Raw genomic sequence first — 18,504 nt, forward strand, 5'->3', positions numbered from 1 at the left:
CTGGGTTCGCGATAGTCAACTCGGATGCTTAGAAAGAACGACCCCGAGCAATCAAAGACCTAAACCCGCGCTGTCATTCCTTTTCGGGTTAAGTCCGACAGGCTCCTAGGGGAAGGCAGTAAGGTCGGAAGCCCCGCAAAGGGATGCTGCGCAGCCTATGCCCGCCCAGGGCACGGCGGAAATATGCCTTGCCAATGCCCTGCATAGGCAAGCGCTATAACGCGCCCAGGCAATCGTTAGCGCCCGTTGCAGAGGCTTTCACCTGCAACACAAAGCCGGTAAGGTCGGCGCGACTTCAACCTCGCGGAGACTCACCCCCATGCCTGCTCCCGTACTGACCGGCCCGCAATACCTCAGCGAGGGCCTGAAACTGGTCCTGAGCCCTGGCTTGCGGCTGTTTGTGCTACTGCCCCTGACGATCAATCTGATCCTGTTTATTGGCCTGATTTACCTGGCCATGCAGCAGTTCGGCGGTTGGGTCGACACCTTTATGCCCAGCTTGCCGAGCTGGCTGAGCTTTCTCGAATACGTGCTGTGGCCACTGTTTGTAGTGCTGGTGCTACTGATGGTGTTTTTCACCTTCACCCTGCTGGCCAATATCATCGCCGCGCCGTTTAACGGCTTTCTCGCAGAGAAGGTCGAAGTGGTGGTACGCGGCCAGGACGACTTTCCGCCGTTCAGCTGGGCCGAGCTGATGGCCATGGTGCCGCGCACCATGGGCCGCGAGCTGCGCAAGCTGGGCTACTTTCTGCCGCGCGCCATTGGCCTGCTGGTCCTGAGTTTTATCCCGGTGGTCAACCTGATCGCCGCGCCGCTGTGGCTGCTGTTTGGCGTGTGGATGATGGCGATTCAGTACATCGATTACCCGGCGGACAACAACAAGATGAGCTGGCAAGACATGCTCGCCTGGTTGCGTGAGAAGCGCTGGCAGAGCCTGGGCTTTGGCGGCATCACCTACGCCGCCTTGCTGGTGCCCGGCCTGAATATCCTGATGATGCCGGCAGCCGTGGCCGGCGCCACGGTGTTCTGGGTGCGTGAGCGCGGCGAGTAGCCCACGCAGCGGTCACAAACCCGCAACGTTACCGTCATAACTGCTACATAGCCGCAGCCGACACTGCGGCCATGAACACATCCTCATTATCTGTCGCACTGATCACTGAAACCTTCCCGCCGGAAATCAATGGCGTGGCCAACACCCTCGGTCGTCTGGTCGACGGCTTGCGCGGCCGTGGTCATCGTGTGCAGCTGGTGCGTCCGCGACAGAGCGTCGACCCGCGCGGTGCGGTCGATCAGGATCTGTTGCTGACCCGAGGTTGGCCGCTGCCCGGTTACCCCGGCTTGCAGTGGGGGCAGTCGTCGATGCACAAGCTCTTGCGCAACTGGCAACGCCAGCGCCCGGATGTGCTGTATATCGCCACTGAAGGGCCGCTGGGGCTGTCCGCCCTGCGCGCCGCGCGGCGCTTGCATATCACGGTGGTCAGCGGTTTTCACACCAACTTCCAGCAATACACCGGGCACTATGGCTTCAGCCTGCTGACCCGCGCACTGACCAACTACCTGCGCTGGTTTCATAACCGCTCGCAGATGACCCTGGTGCCCAGTGTCAGCCAGCAGATCGAGCTGCAGCGGCGCGGTTTCGACAATCTGCAGCTGCTCTCGCGGGGTGTCGACAGCCAGCTGTTCCACCCGGCCAAACGCTGCGCGGCCTTGCGCGAACAATGGGGCCTGACGGAGCAGGACATTGCCATCCTGCATGTCGGTCGTCTAGCCGCAGAAAAGAACCTGACCCTGCTCAGCAAGAGCTTTCAGGCGCTACAGCAGGCGCACCCGCAGCGGCGGCTGAAACTGATTTTGGTCGGCGATGGCCCGCAGCGCGCCAGCCTCCAGCAGCAACTGCCCGACGCCGTGTTCTGCGGCCTGCAACGCGGTGAAGAACTGGCAGCACATTACGCCTCGGGTGACCTGTTTTTGTTTCCCAGCCTGTCGGAAACCTTTGGCAATGTGGTGCTCGAAGCTCTGGCCTCAGGGCTTGGCGTGGTGGCGTTCGATCAGGCAGCGGCCGCCCAGCATATCCGCCACGGACATAGCGGCGCGCTGGCGGGGGCCGAGGATCAACAGGGCTTTATCGACGCTGCCAGCTGGCTGCTGACCGACCACGAGGGCCTGCGCCGGGTACGCCTGAATGCGCGACTACATGCTTCACGCCAGGGCTGGCCGGCGATTGTTGAGCTGTTCGAGCAGCACCTGTGCAGCGCCATGCAGCCTGTGCAGGAGTTGCCGGCCGGCAGAACGCAGCATTGACGCCCCTGTAGGAGCGGGCCATGCCCGCGAAAAGCATTATCTGAAACAGCAGCAAAAGCTAACGGCTAAAGCCCCTCCTACAACAGAGCGTAGGTTGGGTTGAGGAGCAACGCGACGAAGCCCAACACATCCTGCATGCACCTGTTGGGCTTCGCTACGCTCAGCACCAACCTACCTACGCCTGGTCATCCGGAACAATTTCGGGACTACTCACCGGCCCATACAACACATGATTGAAGCAAAGCCTACAACAGCACATCCAGACGCTTGATCAGCCGCACTTCCTGCGCGCTGATCGCCGCGCCGTAGGCCAGCACTTCCACACCCGCACTCACCGCTTCACGCAACGCAGCGGCATAGGCGGGGTCGATTTCCTCGGCCGGGCGCACTGCATCGATATCTGTCAGATTCACGCAGTACAGCTGCACCGCACGAATCCCTTCACGGGCCAGCGCAGCCAGCTCACGCAGGTGTTTGGCGCCGCGCTCGGTGCGTGCATCGGGAAAGGCGGCGACGCGAGTATCGGCAAACCCCAGAGTGACGCTCTTAACTTCAACAAACGCCGCACCTGTCGGGTAGTCCAGACGAAAGTCGATCCGGCTGCGTTCCTGGCCGTAAGGCACTTCGCGTTTGAGCTGGGTAAAGCCGTTTAACTCGCAGATCAACCCGGCGCGCAGGGCTTCTTCCACCAGAGCATTGGCGCGCCCGGTGTTTATTACCGCTAAACGACCGTGGGGTGTTTCGCCGATCTCCCAGGTACCTGGCAGCTTGCGCTTGGGGTCATCGCTGCGACTAAACCAGATACGCGCGCCTTCGCTCATGCAATTGAGCATCGAGCCGGTATTGGCGCAGTGGATGGTCAGTAGCTCACCGCTGGCAGTCTCGATATCGGCGAGAAAGCGCTTGTAGCGGCGCAGCAGTCGGCCTTCTTCCAGCGGCGGCTCAAACTGCATGGGGCCGCCAACTGATCAGGCCACGCTTGATGCGATCCACCGCCTGCTGCAGGCGCGGCAAGTCCTGGGTGTAGGCGAAACGCACATGCTGCGTGGCCTGATAGCGGCCAAAATCCAGGCCGGGGGTAAAGGCCACATGCTCGGTTTCCAGAAAGTGCTGGCAGAAGGCAAAGGCATCGCCGCCGAAGGCGCTGATATCGGCATATAAATAGAAGGCGCCCTCTGGCTCCACGGCGATCTTGAAACCCAATTCACGCAGCGCCGGCAGGAGGAAATCGCGGCGACGCTGAAACGCGTGGCGGCGCTGCTCGAAAATTTCCAAGGTTTGCGGCTGAAAACAGGCCAAGGCGGCATGCTGGGCCATGCTTGGCGCGCTGATATAGAGGTTTTGCGCCAATTTCTCCAGCTCCGGCACAGCGGCTGGTGGCGCTACCAGCCAGCCCAAGCGCCAGCCGGTCATACCGAAATACTTGGAAAAACTGTTGAGTACAAAAGCCTCGTCATCCACTTCCAGCACGCTGGCTGCATCTACGCCGTAGGTCAGGCCGTGGTAGATCTCATCCACCACCAGATGGCCGCCACGCGCTTTCAACGCCTGCGACAGCCCGCCCAGCTCGTCACGGCTAAGCAAGGTGCCTGTGGGGTTAGCTGGCGATGCCACCAGCGCGCCGACGCTATCCTGGTCCCAATATCGCTCAATCAGGCCGGGCGTTAGTTGATAACGCACGTCCGGGCCAACCGGCACCAGCTGCGCCGCGCCTTCAACCAGGCGAAGAAAGTGACGGTTACAGGGATAACCCGGGTCAGCCAGCAGCCAGTGCTTGCCGGGATCGACCAAGAGACTCGTAGCCAGCAGCAAGGCCCCCGAACCGCCCGGGGTAACCAGAATACGCTCGGGGTCTATGCTCAGTTGATAGCGTTGCGCGTAGAAGCCGGCAATGGCTTCACGCAGGGCGGGCAGGCCGCGCGCGGCGGTATAACGGGTGTGCCCATCGGCCAGGGCTGCCTGCCCGGCGGCGATGATTGGCGCGGCGGTGGTGAAATCCGGCTCACCGATTTCCAGGTGAATCACATCATGACCGTCGGCCTGCAATTGATTGGCACGGGCTAGCAGGGCCATCACGTGAAAGGGTTCTATGGCGCGGCTGCGCGCACTGTAGGACTGGGCCATGAAGCTGCCTGCGTGGAAGATAAGGCGCGGATTCTAAAGCATACCCAGCACAACCACGACAACCGGGAGTGGCGCAGGCCGAGTTGTTCTGGTAAGTTCGCCCGCTTGCAGCCGCAGGGCCAGTTCTACTCGACGTAGAACGGGCAAGGGACACCGTCCTGCGCAGTGGATTAGAAGAGTGAGAGGCGGTCATCCATGCCCACCAAAGCAAAAGCAAAAAGCAGCCAACTGACTCGTGGTTTCGAGCCCTATAAAGAAACAAAGGGCGAGGAATACATGGGTGAGCCGATGCGCGCCCACTTCACCGGCATCCTCAACAAGTGGAAGCTGGAATTGATGCAGGAAGTTGATCGTACTGTGCACCATATGCAGGACGAAGCAGCCAACTTCCCCGATCCAGCGGATCGCGCCAGCCAGGAAGAAGAATTCAGCCTGGAACTGCGTGCCCGTGATCGCGAGCGCAAGCTGATCAAGAAGATCGACGAAACCCTGCAACTGATCGAAGACAACGACTATGGCTGGTGCGATTCCTGCGGCGTCGAAATCGGCATCCGCCGCCTCGAAGCCCGCCCCACCGCCACGCTGTGCATTGATTGCAAGACGCTGGCGGAAATCAAAGAAAAACAGATCGGCTCCTGATCTGACCCAGAGGGTGCTTCGGCACCCTCTGTTGTTTCTGTCTCCCTGTGCGCGCCAGACATGAACACACCCGCCTATATCGGTCGCTTCGCCCCTACGCCTAGCGGCTACCTGCACTTCGGTTCTCTGGTCGCCGCCCTGGCGTCCTATCTCGATGCGCGCGCGGTCAATGGCCGCTGGCTGCTGCGCATGGAAGACCTCGACCCGCCACGCGAAGTCGCCGGCGCCCAACAAGGCATTCTCAGCACCCTGGAAAGCTACGGCTTCGAATGGGATGGCGAACTGGTACGCCAGAGTGATCGCCACAGCGAGTACGCCGCGCTGGTCGAACGCCTGCTTAGCCAGGGCCTGGCCTACGCCTGCACCTGCTCGCGCAAGCAGCTGGAAGGCAGCAAGGGAATTTACCCCGGCACCTGCCGCAATGCCGGCCATGGTTTTGTCGATGCGGCGATTCGTCTGCGCGTGCCGGAGCTGAGCTACCACGTTGTCGACCGGGTGCAAGGTGATTACCGCCAGCACCTGGGCCGTGAGGTAGGCGACTTTGTGATTCGCCGCCGTGATGGCCTGTATGCCTACCAGTTGGCGGTGGTGCTCGACGATGCCTGGCAGGGCGTGACTGATGTGGTGCGCGGCGCCGACCTGCTCGATTCAACGCCACGTCAGCTGTACCTGCAGGAGCTATTGGGCCTGCCGCAACCGCGCTACCTGCACGTGCCGCTGATTATCCAACCGGATGGCCACAAACTGGGCAAGTCCTACCGCTCGCCACCGCTGCCGGCCGACCAGGCCACGCCATTGCTGCTGCGCGCCCTGCGCGCACTGGGCCAAGTTGTGCCGGACGGTGCCGAGTATGGCGAGCCGGCTGAGCTGCTGCGCTGGGCCAGTCAGCATTGGGATGCCACGCGCATTGCGCGCAGCCTGACCCTGGCCGAAACCCAACTTCGCTAAGCATTTCGCCCTATGTCCGCTAGCGAACAGACGCTAGCCAACAGCGTGCAGTAGGGTAACGATAATGCTGCGACAGCATTCTTCCCGATGGTGCAGGGTTACCCCGCCATCGCGGTACCCGGGTCTTGGGTGTTGACCGGTTACACCAGCGTCTGCGGCCAATATGCAAAATCAGCACGGCGAAGCAACAGGGGCACGGCAATCGTGGCTTCGTAGGTCCGCTGTCGCGGTTTCTCAGATGGGTTTCGCACCTCGACGCCTATCGCGCATGCCAATGACGGCTGGAACCGCGCCCTATGACTTCAGTCTTCTCTGCTCTATTCAGCCATGCCGCTGCACCCTCGCCATGGCTTGATCACGCCCCGGTACGCGAAGAGCTGTTCGGCATCGAACGCCTCGAACAACACGCATACACCCTAGCCGCAGCCCAGCCGGTGAGCAGCAAGCCACCTGCCGTACTGTCCCTGCACCGGCGGTTGAATGACAACGCCAAGGTCCTGCTCGCCGCCTACCGCGCCAGCGCCGCCGAACTGGCCAACGGCCGTGGCGTGGTGCCGGCGGCCGAGTGGTTGCTGGACAACTACCACCTGGTCGAAGAACAGATTCGCGAGATTCGCGACGACCTGCCACCCGGCTATTACCGCCAACTGCCGAAACTCGCCAGCGGGCCCTTTGCCGGCTATCCACGGGTGCTGGGCATGGCCTGGGCCTTTATCGCCCACACCGACAGCCACTTCGACCCGGACATCCTGCAACGTTTTATCGTCGCTTATCAGCAGGTCCAGCCGTTGACCATCGGCGAGCTGTGGGCAGTGGCCATCACCCTGCGCATCGTGCTGATCGAAAACCTGCGTCGCCTCGCCGACCAGATGACCACCGGGCGCAGCGCGCGGGCCGACGCCGACGCCCTGGCCAGCCGCCTACTGGGCCCAGACGCGCCCCACGCAGCGCTCGACAAGGAGTTGCACGAGCGCGCCCGTGTACCGCTCAGCGAACCCTTTGCCGCGCAACTGGCCAAGCGCCTGCGTGACCATGACCCGCTCACCACGCCGGCACTGGGCTGGCTGGAAGAACGCCTTGGCGCACAGGGCAGCAGCCTCGATGAAGTGGTGCAGCACACGCAGCAGCGCCAGGGCGCGTCCAACCTCACGGTGCGCAACATCATCAACAGCATGCGCCTGATCTCCTCCATCGACTGGGCGCAGCTGTTTGAGAACGTCAGCCTGGTGGATGCCCGCTTGGGCGCGCGCAGCAACTTTGCCGCGATGGACTTTGCCACCCGCAACCAATACCGCAGCGCCATCGAGCAACTGGCCCGTGGCAGCACCTGCAGCGAGCTGGAGGTTGCCGAACAGGCCCTGCAGGCCACGCAACGGACCCGCGAAACCGAGCATGCCGACCCACGCACCACCGACCCCGGCTACCACCTGATCGCCGAAGGCCGCCTGGCGCTGGAGCAGCGCATCGACTTTCACCCACCGCTGCGTCTGCGCATTAGCCGTGGCCATATCCACCTCGGCATGCCGGGCTACGTCGGCGCCATCGTCGGCCTGGCCAGCCTGCTCCTGGGCCTTGCCCTGTTCAGCCTGGCCAGCCAGGGCGTCACGGCCGTTTGGCTGCTGGCGCTGGGCGTGCTGGGCTTTCTGCCGGCGACCGAAGTGGCCACCGCACTGGTCAACCGCGCGGTCAGCAGCAGCTTCGGCGCCATGGGCCTACCAGGCCTGGAGCTTAGCGAAGGAGTGCCCAGCAGCCTGCGCACGCTGATTGCCGTGCCGACCCTGCTGGGCAGCGAGGCTGATCTGCTGGAACAGATCGAGCGCCTGGAAGTCCATCACCTGGCCGGACAGGGCGGCGACCTGACCTTCGCCCTGCTTACCGATGGTCTGGATGCCGAGCAGGAACACCTGGCCAGCGACGACGCCCTATTGCAGCTGGCCAGCGCCGCCATCGACCAGCTCAATCAGCGTTACGGCCCCGGCATTGCTGGCAGCCGTTTCCTCCTGCTGCACCGGCGGCGGCAGTTCAACCCCAGTGAAAACGTCTGGATGGGCTGGGAGCGCAAGCGCGGCAAGCTGCATGAACTCAACCGCCTGCTGCGTGGCGCCGCAGATACCAGCTTTACCGAGGTGCCAGGGCTGAGCCAGCGCGTGCCGGCCGATGTGCGCTATGTCATCACCCTGGACGCCGACACCCGCCTGCCGCGTGATGCGGCGCTGCGCCTGATCGGCAAGATGGCCCATCCGCTAAACCAGCCGCGCTTCAACACAGCGCTACAACGGGTGGTTGGCGGCTACGCGATTCTGCAGCCCCGGGTCACCCCGTCGCTGCCCTTGCAGCGTGAGGGCTCGCTGTACCAGAAAGTCTTCTCCAGCCCCGGCGGCATGGACCCCTACGCTGCAGCCGTGTCCGACGTGTATCAGGACCTGTTCGGCGAAGGCTCCTTTACCGGCAAGGGCATCTACGACATCGACGCCTTCGAAGCCGCGCTGGCCGGCCGGGTCGGCGAAAACAGCCTGCTTAGCCATGACCTGTTCGAAGGTGTCTTCGCCCGCGCGGGCCTGGCCTCGGATGTGGAGGTGGTCGAGGAATTCCCCTCGCGTTACGACGTTGCCGGCAAGCGCCAGCACCGCTGGACTCGGGGCGACTGGCAGCTGCTGCCGTGGATTCTCGGGCCGTTTCGCGGCAAACAAGCGCTGCCAAGCATCGGCCGCTGGAAGATGCTCGACAACCTGCGCCGCTCCCTGCTGGCCCCCGTCACCCTGGCGGCGCTGGGCCTGAGCTGGCTGCTGCCCTTGCCGGCCGCGCTGACTGCCAGCCTGCTGCTGATCGCGAGCTTGCTGATCCCGGCCCTGTTGCCGCTGTGCTTTGGCCTGCTGCCGGCCCGCGCCGGTATTCGCTGGCGCAGCCACCTGGGCAAGCTGCGTGATGACCTGCTGCTGGCCCTGCTGCAAAGCGCGCTAAACCTGACGTTCCTCGCCGACCAGAGCTGGCGCATGCTCGATGCGATCAGCCGCACCCTGACTCGCCTAGTGATCACCCGGCGCAACCTGCTGGAATGGACCACCGCCGCCCAGGCGGCGATCAGCCCACGCCTGAAGCTGCTGGGGTTCTACTCCGGCATGGCTGGCGGTACGCTGCTCGGCTTACTGCTATGCGCCCTGGCCGTACTCTGGTCGCCGGCCATCTGGCCGCTGGTGCTGCCGTTCGCCCTGCTCTGGCTCAGCGCACCGGCAATTGCCCTGCTGGTCAGCCGTTCGCCACAGGTGGCCAAACACCTGCTGGTCGACCCGGCGCAAACCATCGAACTACGGCTGATCGCCCGGCGCACCTGGCGCTTCTTCGAAACCTTCGTTAACGCTGCGGACAACCAGCTGCCGCCGGATAATTTTCAGGAAGACCCTAAGCCGGTCATCGCCCATCGCACCTCGCCAACCAACATGGGCCTCTACCTGCTTTCCGCCATCGCTGCTCGCGATTTCGGCTGGGCCGGTACCCAGCGCACCCTCGCCCGCCTGCAGGCCACACTGGCAGTCATGGCGCAACTGCAACGCCATCGCGGACACTTCTTCAACTGGTACGACACCCAGGACCTGCGCCCGCTGGCACCGGCCTATGTATCGTCGGTGGACAGCGGCAACCTGGCTGGCCATCTGCTGGTGGTCGCCAACGCCTGCGAAGAATGGCTGAAAACGCCCATCAGCGCGGACGCCCGCCAGGGCATCGACGACAACCTGCAACTGGCCCGCACTGCGCTCGGCGCCCTGCCTGCCGGTGGTGATGAACGCGCCCAACAGCTGCACGCATTACTGCAGCAGATAGAAGCCGGACTAAATGGCGCACAACCGCTGTTTAGCCTGCTGCCAACCCTGCTGCGCCTGAGTGAGAAAGCTGCGCAACTGGCCAGCGGCATCACTCCGCCCGAAAGTGACAGCCAGGCCAGCGACCTGCTGTTCTGGTTGCAGGCACTCGCCCAGGCCCTAAGCGACCTCCAGCAGGATGCCGAACTGACGGATAGCCAACGCACACGTCTGCACAACGACCTGCGCTGCGTCGCCGAACAGGCGCGCAGCATGGCCCTGGCCATGGATTTCGCCTTCCTCCTGGAGCCTGAACGCAAACTGCTGTCGATTGGCTTCGGCCTGGCCGACAACAGCCTGGACAGCAGCTGCTATGACCTGCTCGCCTCGGAAGCGCGGCTGGCCAGCCTGTTCGCCATTGCCAAGGGCGATGTCAGCACCCGTCACTGGTTCCGCCTGGGCCGCACTGCCACGCCACTGGGCAACGGCTCGGCGCTGATTTCCTGGTCCGGTTCGATGTTCGAATACCTGATGCCCTCACTGGTGATGCGCGCCCCAGCCGGCAGCCTGCTGGAGCAGACCAACCGCCTGGTGGTGGCACGCCAGGCCGCCTATGGCGAAGCCCAGGGCATCCCCTGGGGGATTTCCGAATCGGCCTACAACGCCCGCGACATGGAGCAGACCTACCAGTACTCGAACTTCGGCGTACCGGGCCTGGGCCTCAAGCGTGGCTTGTCCGCCAACCGGGTGATTGCCCCTTACGCCACTGGGCTGGCCACCATGGTCAACCCGCAAGGTGCCCTGGCCAACTATCGCCGCCTGGCCGAGATGGGCGCATTGGGCCGTTATGGCTTCTATGAAGCGCTGGACTTCACCCGCACGCGCCTGCCGGATGACCAGCCGTTTGCCATCGTGCGCAACTTTATGGCCCACCATCAGGGCATGAGCATCGTCGCCATTGCCAACACCCTGCATGACGGCCAGATGCGAGCACGATTCCACCGTGAACCGATGATCCAGGCCTGTGAACTGCTGCTGCAAGAACGCATGCCGCGCAATGTCGCCGTCGCCCATCCGCGCGCCGAAGAGGTCAGCGCCTGCGCCGCAGAAGCGGACTGCACACTGCACAACGAACGCCGCCTGAACCATGTAAATGGCAACCCTCCGGTTACCCACCTGCTCAGCAACGGTCGTTACAGCGTCATGCTCACCGCCAGCGGCGCGGGCTACAGCCGCTGGCGCGACATCGCCATCACTCGCTGGCAGGAAGACAGTACCCGCGACCAGCACGGCTCCTTTATCTTCCTTTGGGATACCCGCAACGGCACGCGCTGGTCCCTGGGCGCACAGCCGAGCAGCGGCAACCCCTACGACGAAGTGGTATTCGCCGAGGACTACGCCAGCTACAGCCGCCACGACGGCAGCCTCACCACCCGCCTGGACGTGCTGGTCTCCGGCGAAGACGACGGCGAAGTGCGCCGCGTCTCGCTGACCAACAGCGGTCGCGTGGCGCGGGAAATCGAACTGACCTCCTACGCCGAACTGGTACTGGCCAGCGCCGCCAGCGACAACGCCCACCCGGCGTTCTCCAAGCTGTTTGTGGTCACCGAATACCTGCCCGCCTTCGCCGCGCTGATTGCCACGCGCCGACCACGCAGCGCCAGCGAACCCGCGTTGTGGGCCGCACACTTTGCCGTGGTTGAAGGTGAGCTAAGCGCTGAGCCGCAGTACGAGTCCGACCGGGCGAAGTTTCTCGGGCGCAGTTGCGCGCTGCACGCCGCAGCGGTGATTCGCCAGGGCCAGCGCCTATCCAATACAGTCGGCACGGTGCTTGACCCGATTTTCTCGTTGCGTCAGCGCCTGCTGGTCGAACCGGGCAAGATCGCCCGCGTGGCGTTCTGGACGGTGGTGGCCGCCTCCCGTGAAGCGCTGCTTGACCTGATCGACAAGCACCATGACCGCAGCGCCTTCGAACGGGCGAAAACCCTGGCCTGGACCCAGGCCCAGGTGCAATTGCGTCACCTCGACATGCTCGCCGCCGAAGCCGCCGACTTTCAACGCCTGGCCGCGCCCATCCTGTATGCCGACGCACGCTTTCGCGCAGCGGCCGCCAGCCTGCTGCGCGGCCTCGGCAGCCAGTCGGTGCTGTGGTCCCAGGGGATTTCCGGCGACCTGCCGATTGTCCTGCTACGCATCAGCGACGCCGAAGACATCGCCCAGGTGCGGCAACTGCTGCGCGCCCACGAATACTGGCGGATGAAGCGCCTGGCCGTGGACCTGGTGATCGTCAACGAACACGCCTCCTCCTACCTGCAAGACCTGCAGGTAGCCATCGAAACCGCCGTACGCAGCAGCCAGTCGCGCCCACGCTTTGCCGCCGAACTGGCGCAGGGCTCGGTATTCGTACTGCGCGCCGACCTGCTCAGCGGTGAATTTCGCGAACACCTACAAGCGGTAGCGCGGGTGCTGTTAGTGGCCCATCGCGGATCAATTAGCGAACAACTGGCGCGCATCCAGCCCTGCGAAAGCCCATTGCCTGCCAGCGCCAGCAACCATAGCGCGCAGCCCATCCCGATATCCCACGCGCCGCCACCCAGCCCGCTGGAGTTTGCAAACGGCCTGGGCGGCTTCGACCTGGACGGCCGCGAGTATGTAGTACGCCTGGATGCCTGGAGCAACACCCCCGCGCCGTGGATTAACGTGATCGCCAATCCACAGTTCGGCTTTCAGGTTTCGGCTGAAGGCAGCGGCTACACCTGGGCCGACAACAGCCGGGAAAACCAGCTCACGGCCTGGTCCAACGACCCCGTCAGCGACCCGCCAGGCGAAGCCCTGTATGTGCGCGACGAGGACAGCCTGGCGCTGTTCAGCCCCACCGCCCAACCGCTGCGCGACAGCGGCCACTATGAAGCCCGCCATGGCTTTGGTTACAGCCGCTTCAGCCATCAGGCCAGCGGCATTGTTATGGAGCTGCTGCAATACGTGCCGCTGGATGACCCGATCAAGATTTCCCGGCTGACCCTGCGCAACCTCTCCGGCCGGCCACGCCGGCTAAGCGTCAGCGCGTATGCCGAATGGGTGCTGGGCAGCACGCGGGCGGCCAGCGCGCCGTATATCGTCAGCCACCAGGACAGTGCCACCGGCGCCATCCTGGTGCGCAACCCCTGGAGCATCGCCTTTACCGGGCGCAGCGCATTCAGCGACCTGGGCGGCCGGCAAAGCAGCTGGACGGCCGACCGCTGTGAATTTATCGGGCGTAACAGCAGCCTCGCGCAACCCGCCGCTCTGGCCCGACAAACACCGCTGAGCGGCAGCCTGGGTGCCGGCCTCGACCCCTGTACAGCACTGCAATGTCAGCTGGAGTTGCAACCGGGGGAAAGTGTTGAAGTGCTCTGGCTGCTGGGCCAATGCGCCAACCAACAGCAAGCCAGTGCATTAATTGCGCAGTACCGCCAGGCCGATCTAGACGCCGTACTACTCAAGGTACAGGCGCACTGGCAGCGCGTGCTCGGCGCGGTGCAGGTACAGACCCCAAGCCGCGCCATGGACATCATGCTCAACGGCTGGCTGCTCTATCAGACCCTAGCCTGCCGCGTTTGGGCACGCTCGGCGTTCTACCAGGCCAGCGGCGCCTACGGCTTTCGCGACCAGCTGCAAGACGGCATGGCACTGACCTTCGCCAGCCCGACCATGACCCGCGCGCATATCCTGCGCGCGGCCAGCCGTCAGTTTGTCGAAGGTGATGTGCAGCACTGGTGGCTGCCGCATTCCGGCCAGGGCGTGCGCACGCGCATCTCCGATGACCGGGTGTGGCTGGCGTATGCCACCGCGCAATACATCCAGTGCAGCGGTGATGCGGCGGTTCTCGATGAGCAGCTGGACTTTCTCGAAGGCCCGCTGCTGGCTGCCGGCGAGCACGATGCGTTCTTCCAGCCGATGCAGGCCGATGCGCCGGCTTCGCTGTTCGAGCACTGTGCCCGTGGCCTCGACCAATGCCTGCAACTGACCGGTGAACTGGGCCTGCCGCTGATCGGCGGCGGCGACTGGAACGACGGCATGAACCGCGTGGGCGAGCACGGCAAGGGCGAAAGCGTGTGGCTGGGCTGGCTGCTGCTGCGCACCATCGCGCTGTTCAGCCCCTACGCCGAAGCCTATGACAGCCCCCGCGCAGCACGCTGGCGGGCGCATGCCGAGCAGCTGCGCTTAGCGCTCGAAACCTATGCCTGGGATGGCCAGTGGTACCGCCGCGCAACCTTCGATGACGGCACCTGGCTCGGCTCGGTGCACAGCAGCGAATGCCGGATCGACTCGATTGCCCAGTCCTGGGCCGTGTTGTCTGGCAGTGCCGACCCGCTGCGGGTGAATATGGCCATGGCCTCCATGCAGCGCCAGTTGATCCGCGAGGACGACGGCATTGCCCTGCTGTTCACCCCGCCGTTCGACAAAACCCCGCTGCAGCCTGGCTATATCAAGGGCTACCCGCCGGGCCTGCGCGAGAACGGTGGGCAATACAGCCACGCGGCAATGTGGGCGATTCTGGCGTACTGCCAGCTCGGCTCGGCCAAGCAGGCGTTCGATCTGTTTGATCTGGTCAACCCGATCAACCACGGCAACAACCCTGAGGCATGCCAGCGCTACAAGGTCGAGCCTTACGTGCTGGCCGCCGATGTTTACGCAGTGGCGCCGCACAACGGTCGCGGCGGCTGGACCTGGTACACCGGCGCGGCCGGCTGGATGTACCGCGCTGGCGTGGAAGGGATTCTCGGCATTCGCCGCGAGGGCGACTGGCTGCTGCTCAACCCCTGCATCCCGCCCGATTGGCCGGGCTTTAGCGCGCGTATTGCCCTGGCCGGCAGTCATTACCAGATCGAGCTAAGCAACCCGGCGCAACGCAGCCAAGGCATTCGCCAAGCCTGGCTGGATGAGCAAGCCATCGAGTGCGCGCAAGGGCAGCTGAAAGTGGCGCTGGATGGCGCCGAGCATCGTCTGCGCATTGAGTTATAGATCGCTGTTAGCGCAAGGCTCGGCCAACAATTCGGCCAGCTCGTCACAGCCACTCTGCACCGTTGCCAACGCAGCGGCGCAGATGGCGTGATAGCGCTGCAGAACCTGCTCGCCGCAGGCGGTGAGCTGGGTGCCACCGCCCTGCTTGCCGCCAGCCAGGGTGCTAACCAACGGCTGCTTGAAGCTACAGTTCATGGTTTCCACCAGCAGCCAGGCACGCCGATAGGACATGCCCATGGCGCGCGCAGCAGCGCTGATCGAACCGTGTTGAGCAATAGCCGCCAGCAGCTCGGCCTTGCCAGGGCCGATGGCAATGGCAGAACCGTTATACAGGCGAATTTTCAGATCGAGACGGTACATGCGGCGACCACAGCGGGGATACGCTGTGCAGGCTAACGCCTGTTTAACTCAGGCGAAAGCGCCAAGTATGTAGGTTGGCTTGAAGAGCAACGCGACGAAACCCAGCGAGACCTGTCACAGCCTGTTGGGCTTCGCTGCGCCCAACACCAACTTACGACTTATCTGTTGGCTTGTCCCGCACAGCTATACGCTGAATGAGCGCGGTAATACGTAGGGTGGGTTAGGCGCTAACCGGAATCAGGCAACCACGATCAACTTTCAACGCGCCGTAACCCACCATTGCGGCCTACCGGCAAACCGCAGTGGTGGGTTACGCGGCGCTCGAATTGTGTGAATGCCCACAACCAGCTCCTGCGCCGCTAACCCACCCTACAAAAGCGGCCTGCAACACAGCCTTGGAATAGAGCCTTTAAATTCGGCCCATCAACAGCAGCACCAGCAGCACAATCACCACTACGCCCAAGCCGCCCGTAGGCCCATAGCCCCAGCTGCGGCTATGTGGCCAAGCCGGTATAGCGCCGATCAACAACAGCACCAGCACGATCAATAGAATGGTACCCAGGCTCATGACGTTCTCCTTGATGAGTCACTGCAACACGCCGGAACAGCAGGTGCCGAGATGGCACCCAAGCGCTTGTTCATCCTGTACGCCACGGCCATAACTGTCGGTGCGCTATCGCACCGACGATGCTCACGCTTCTTGCGCTGCCAGCGCGCCATCGACGATCTGCTGCGCCTCACTAAAGATGCGCTGCAGGTGCGCTGCATCGCGGAAGCTCTCGGCGTAGATCTTGTAGATGTCCTCGGTGCCCGATGGCCGCGCGGCAAACCAGCCACCTTCGCTGATTACCTTGATGCCGCCAATCGCCGCGCCATTGCCCGGCGCCTTGTCGAGCACCTGGGTGATGGCGTCGCCAGCCAGCTCACGGCTGCTGATTTGCGCCGGCGAAAGCTTGCCCAGGGCTTTCTTCTGCGCAGGTGTGGCTGGCGCGTCGACGCGGTCGGCATGGATCGCGCCAAACTCATCGCTCAGGCCCTGATACAACTCACCAGGGTCACGCCCGCTCACTGCGCTCATTTCTGCGGCCAGCAAGGCCAAGGCGATGCCGTCCTTGTCGGTGGTCCAGACCTGACCATCGCGGCGCAGGAAGGTCGCCCCGGCGCTTTCTTCGCCGCCAAAACCCAACGAGCCATCGAACAGGCCGCCGGCAAACCACTTAAAGCCCACCGGCACCTCCTGCAGCGGCCGGCCCAGGCGCGTAGCGACACGGTCGATCATCGCGCTGCTGACCAGAGTTTTGCCCACCGCCGCACTGGCACTCCACTGCGGCCGGTGCTGGAACAGATAATCGATGGCAACGCTGAGGAAGTGGTTGGCCGGCAGCAGGCCGACGCTCGGTGCGACGATGCCGTGGCGGTCGTAGTCGGTGTCGCAGGCAAAAGCGATGTCGTAGCCGTTTTTCAGACCGATCAGGCGCTGCATGGCATGGCTGGAGGATGGGTCCATGCGAATCTGCCCGTCCCAGTCCAGGCTCATAAAGGCGAACTGCGGGTCGATAATCTCACTGACCACGTCCAGATTCAGCCCGTACTGCTCGGCGATCCGCACCCAGTAATGCACCCCGGCGCCGCCCAGCGGATCGACACCCAAACGCAGGCCGGCGGCGCGAATCGGCGCAAAGTCGATGACATTACCCAGATCATTCACATACGCGCTGAGGTAATCGTATTGCTGCACATTGGCCGCCTGCCGCGCCTGCGCCAGGGGCATGCGCTTGACCTCGCGCAAACCGCCTTCGAGCAATGCATTGGCGCGGTTCTGCACCCAGGTGGTGATATCGCTGTCGGCCGGGCCGCCATTGCTTGGGTTGTACTTGAAGCCGCCGCTGTCTGGCGGATTGTGTGAGGGCGTAATCACGATGCCGTCGGCAAGCCCCGAACTGCGGCCCTGGTTGTGCACCAGAATGGCCTGACTGATCGCCGGCGTCGGGGTGAACTCACCGCCTGCCGAAATCATGGTCTGCACGCCATTGGCCGCCAGCACTTCAATCGCGCTGTCCAGCGCCGGTTGCGACAGCGCATGGGTATCGGCGCCGATAAACAGCGGGCCGTTGATGCCCTGGCTGCGGCGGTAATCACAGATCGCCTGGCTAATCGCCAACACATGGGCCTGATTGAAGCTGTAAGCCAGCGAGCTGCCGCGATGCCCGGAGGTGCCAAACGCCACGCGCTGGCTGGCCACGCTGGGGTCCGGCTGCAGCTCAAAATAGGCTGCCAGCAGCGCAGAAATATCGGTCAACAGGGAAGCAGGCGCCGGTTGACCGGCCAGAGGGTGAATACGCGGGTTCACTTCGAGCTCCAGAAAATGATCGGGCGGTGAAAAGTGCGCCAGTCTAGCAGCCCAACCTGCTAAGTCGCGCAGGCTTTAACCGCCGCGCTTAAGTTCGATAGCGCACTGACAAGGCCTGAACAATCCATATAGTTATGGCTACCGCTGCGTACTTGCGCCCGTATGGGATTTATAAGGTTCTGTACGAAAAGTCGTCGAGCAAAGCACAGCCACTTTCGTACAGAACCTAAGAGGTGATTATGAGCATACCGACCCAGGGTCACCCCATAACCACGCCCAAACGGCCAGGTTTAGCCACAGGTCGCGCGGCGCCTTTATAACCACTATCACCCGCCTTTTAATGGGCCGTCACCATGTTGCAGCTGTCGACGTTAACGCGGGCAAATCGCCGCAGCAGAACGTTGTGCGTTGGAAAAAAGGCACTTGGTAAACGTTCACCAGCGTCGAGAAATAGCATGCACAGGCTTAGATACACCCACGCGATAGCCCGCAACAGCGCCATGATCCTGCTAGCACTGCTGACCGGCAACGCCTATGCCGAGGTGTTTGCGCCTGAAGCGCCCAACCATGAGCAGCAACAAGCGCCAACTATCAAGCCCGTAGAGCGCAACAGTCTATATAACGCGGGGCTGTGGCCCGTAGCAGAAGAGCCTGGGCGTGCCGACAGCATTCCTCTGCCAAGCAGCCGCTGGATCAGCCCACCGGCAAAGGCTGAGCAAGACGATGAGCCGCCTTTGCCGAAGCTGCGTTTTTAAGTGAAGACCACTACTTATCCACGATGCTTACCGCCATATTGGCAACGCAGCGCCTCAACGCCCTGCGCACTGTTGCGCAAAGAGGACTGACATCATGGTTAATCGCATTCTGATCATAACCAGCAATACTGACGATGCGGCCACCCTGGAGGATGTGCTGGAAAGGGCGCAAGACGGTCCCTTCTTGATCGAGTGGGTCACTAGCCCTGCAGCGCCTTGAAGCGCA

General features: G+C 63.2%; 12 protein-coding genes. 7 read left to right on the forward strand and 5 right to left on the reverse strand.

Annotation, left to right across the window (positions count from 1 at the left end):
- The first annotated feature begins 319 nt into the window (after positions 1–319).
- Entirely contained in the window at positions 320–1,051 is a 732-nt protein-coding gene (gene cysZ, locus AC0T4W_RS14875; RefSeq protein ID WP_476320166.1) for a sulfate transporter CysZ, read from the forward strand.
- A 71-nt stretch (positions 1,052–1,122) separates the two neighbouring features.
- Positions 1,123–2,301 carry a glycosyltransferase family 4 protein gene (locus tag AC0T4W_RS14880; protein WP_476320169.1) on the forward strand — a complete coding sequence of 393 codons (1,179 nt, stop codon included), beginning with the start codon at positions 1,123–1,125 and terminating at the stop codon, positions 2,299–2,301.
- A 245-nt stretch (positions 2,302–2,546) separates the two neighbouring features.
- Here the strand turns inward: AC0T4W_RS14880 and sfsA are convergent, their stop codons facing one another.
- Complete coding sequence (gene sfsA / locus AC0T4W_RS14885) at positions 2,547–3,254, reverse strand: DNA/RNA nuclease SfsA (RefSeq protein ID WP_476320171.1); 708 nt, start codon at positions 3,252–3,254, stop codon at positions 2,547–2,549.
- Positions 3,244–4,425 (reverse strand): pyridoxal phosphate-dependent aminotransferase, encoded by a 1,182-nt coding sequence (locus AC0T4W_RS14890; RefSeq protein WP_476320174.1) that lies wholly within the window; start codon positions 4,423–4,425, stop codon positions 3,244–3,246. The genes sfsA and AC0T4W_RS14890 overlap by 11 nt, the downstream gene beginning before the upstream one ends.
- A 195-nt stretch (positions 4,426–4,620) precedes the next feature.
- Here AC0T4W_RS14890 and dksA point away from each other — a divergent pair, with 195 nt between their 5' ends.
- From dksA to AC0T4W_RS14905, 3 genes are all read left to right on the forward strand, one after another.
- The gene (dksA, locus tag AC0T4W_RS14895) at positions 4,621–5,064 is read left to right on the forward strand and encodes an RNA polymerase-binding protein DksA (protein ID WP_090251641.1); all 444 of its coding nucleotides are present in this window, start codon (positions 4,621–4,623) and stop codon (positions 5,062–5,064) included.
- 60 nt (positions 5,065–5,124) lie between these two features.
- A complete protein-coding gene (gene gluQRS / locus AC0T4W_RS14900) occupies positions 5,125–6,012 on the forward strand; it encodes a tRNA glutamyl-Q(34) synthetase GluQRS (protein WP_476320177.1) in 888 nt (295 codons plus the stop codon).
- Between the two features lie 296 nt (positions 6,013–6,308).
- Positions 6,309–14,813 (forward strand): GH36-type glycosyl hydrolase domain-containing protein, encoded by an 8,505-nt coding sequence (locus tag AC0T4W_RS14905; protein ID WP_476320179.1) that lies wholly within the window; start codon positions 6,309–6,311, stop codon positions 14,811–14,813.
- Here the strand turns inward: AC0T4W_RS14905 and AC0T4W_RS14910 are convergent.
- From AC0T4W_RS14910 to pgm, 3 genes are all read right to left on the reverse strand, one after another.
- Entirely contained in the window at positions 14,808–15,173 is a 366-nt protein-coding gene (locus AC0T4W_RS14910) for a winged helix-turn-helix domain-containing protein (protein WP_476320181.1), read from the reverse strand. The two genes, AC0T4W_RS14905 and AC0T4W_RS14910, sit on opposite strands and share 6 nt — an antisense overlap.
- 409 nt (positions 15,174–15,582) lie before the next feature.
- Complete coding sequence (locus AC0T4W_RS14915; RefSeq protein ID WP_476320183.1) at positions 15,583–15,741, reverse strand: DUF3309 family protein; 159 nt, start codon at positions 15,739–15,741, stop codon at positions 15,583–15,585.
- 123 nt (positions 15,742–15,864) lie between these two features.
- Positions 15,865–17,523 carry a phosphoglucomutase (alpha-D-glucose-1,6-bisphosphate-dependent) gene (gene pgm / locus AC0T4W_RS14920; protein ID WP_476320185.1) on the reverse strand — a complete coding sequence of 553 codons (1,659 nt, stop codon included), beginning with the start codon at positions 17,521–17,523 and terminating at the stop codon, positions 15,865–15,867.
- 455 nt (positions 17,524–17,978) lie between these two features.
- On the opposite strand from pgm, the gene AC0T4W_RS14925 reads away from it, so the two are divergent.
- Both AC0T4W_RS14925 and AC0T4W_RS14930 read left to right on the forward strand, forming a co-directional pair.
- Positions 17,979–18,278 carry a hypothetical protein gene (locus AC0T4W_RS14925; protein WP_476320188.1) on the forward strand — a complete coding sequence of 100 codons (300 nt, stop codon included), beginning with the start codon at positions 17,979–17,981 and terminating at the stop codon, positions 18,276–18,278.
- 94 nt (positions 18,279–18,372) lie between these two features.
- Positions 18,373–18,498: a hypothetical protein gene (locus AC0T4W_RS14930; RefSeq protein WP_476320190.1), complete on the forward strand. Its 126-nt coding sequence runs from the start codon at positions 18,373–18,375 to the stop codon at positions 18,496–18,498.
- Positions 18,499–18,504: the final 6 nt, after the last annotated feature.

The sequence above is a fragment of the Pseudomonas sp. C7.1 genome (assembly GCF_056312395.1).

Excerpts from the sequence above, each read along its gene's own strand:
- AC0T4W_RS14925 (WP_476320188.1), top strand. The coding sequence starts at position 17,979 with ATGCACAGGCTTAGATACACCCACGCGATAGCCCGCAACAGCGCCATG.
- AC0T4W_RS14880 (WP_476320169.1), top strand. The coding sequence starts at position 1,123 with ATGAACACATCCTCATTATCTGTCGCACTGATCACTGAAACCTTCCCG.
- AC0T4W_RS14930 (WP_476320190.1), top strand. The coding sequence starts at position 18,373 with ATGGTTAATCGCATTCTGATCATAACCAGCAATACTGACGATGCGGCC.
- sfsA (WP_476320171.1), bottom strand. The coding sequence starts at position 3,254 with ATGCAGTTTGAGCCGCCGCTGGAAGAAGGCCGACTGCTGCGCCGCTAC.
- dksA (WP_090251641.1), top strand. The coding sequence starts at position 4,621 with ATGCCCACCAAAGCAAAAGCAAAAAGCAGCCAACTGACTCGTGGTTTC.
- AC0T4W_RS14905 (WP_476320179.1), top strand. The coding sequence starts at position 6,309 with ATGACTTCAGTCTTCTCTGCTCTATTCAGCCATGCCGCTGCACCCTCG.
- gluQRS (WP_476320177.1), top strand. The coding sequence starts at position 5,125 with ATGAACACACCCGCCTATATCGGTCGCTTCGCCCCTACGCCTAGCGGC.
- AC0T4W_RS14890 (WP_476320174.1), bottom strand. The coding sequence starts at position 4,425 with ATGGCCCAGTCCTACAGTGCGCGCAGCCGCGCCATAGAACCCTTTCAC.
- AC0T4W_RS14915 (WP_476320183.1), bottom strand. The coding sequence starts at position 15,741 with ATGAGCCTGGGTACCATTCTATTGATCGTGCTGGTGCTGTTGTTGATC.
- AC0T4W_RS14910 (WP_476320181.1), bottom strand. The coding sequence starts at position 15,173 with ATGTACCGTCTCGATCTGAAAATTCGCCTGTATAACGGTTCTGCCATT.
- cysZ (WP_476320166.1), top strand. The coding sequence starts at position 320 with ATGCCTGCTCCCGTACTGACCGGCCCGCAATACCTCAGCGAGGGCCTG.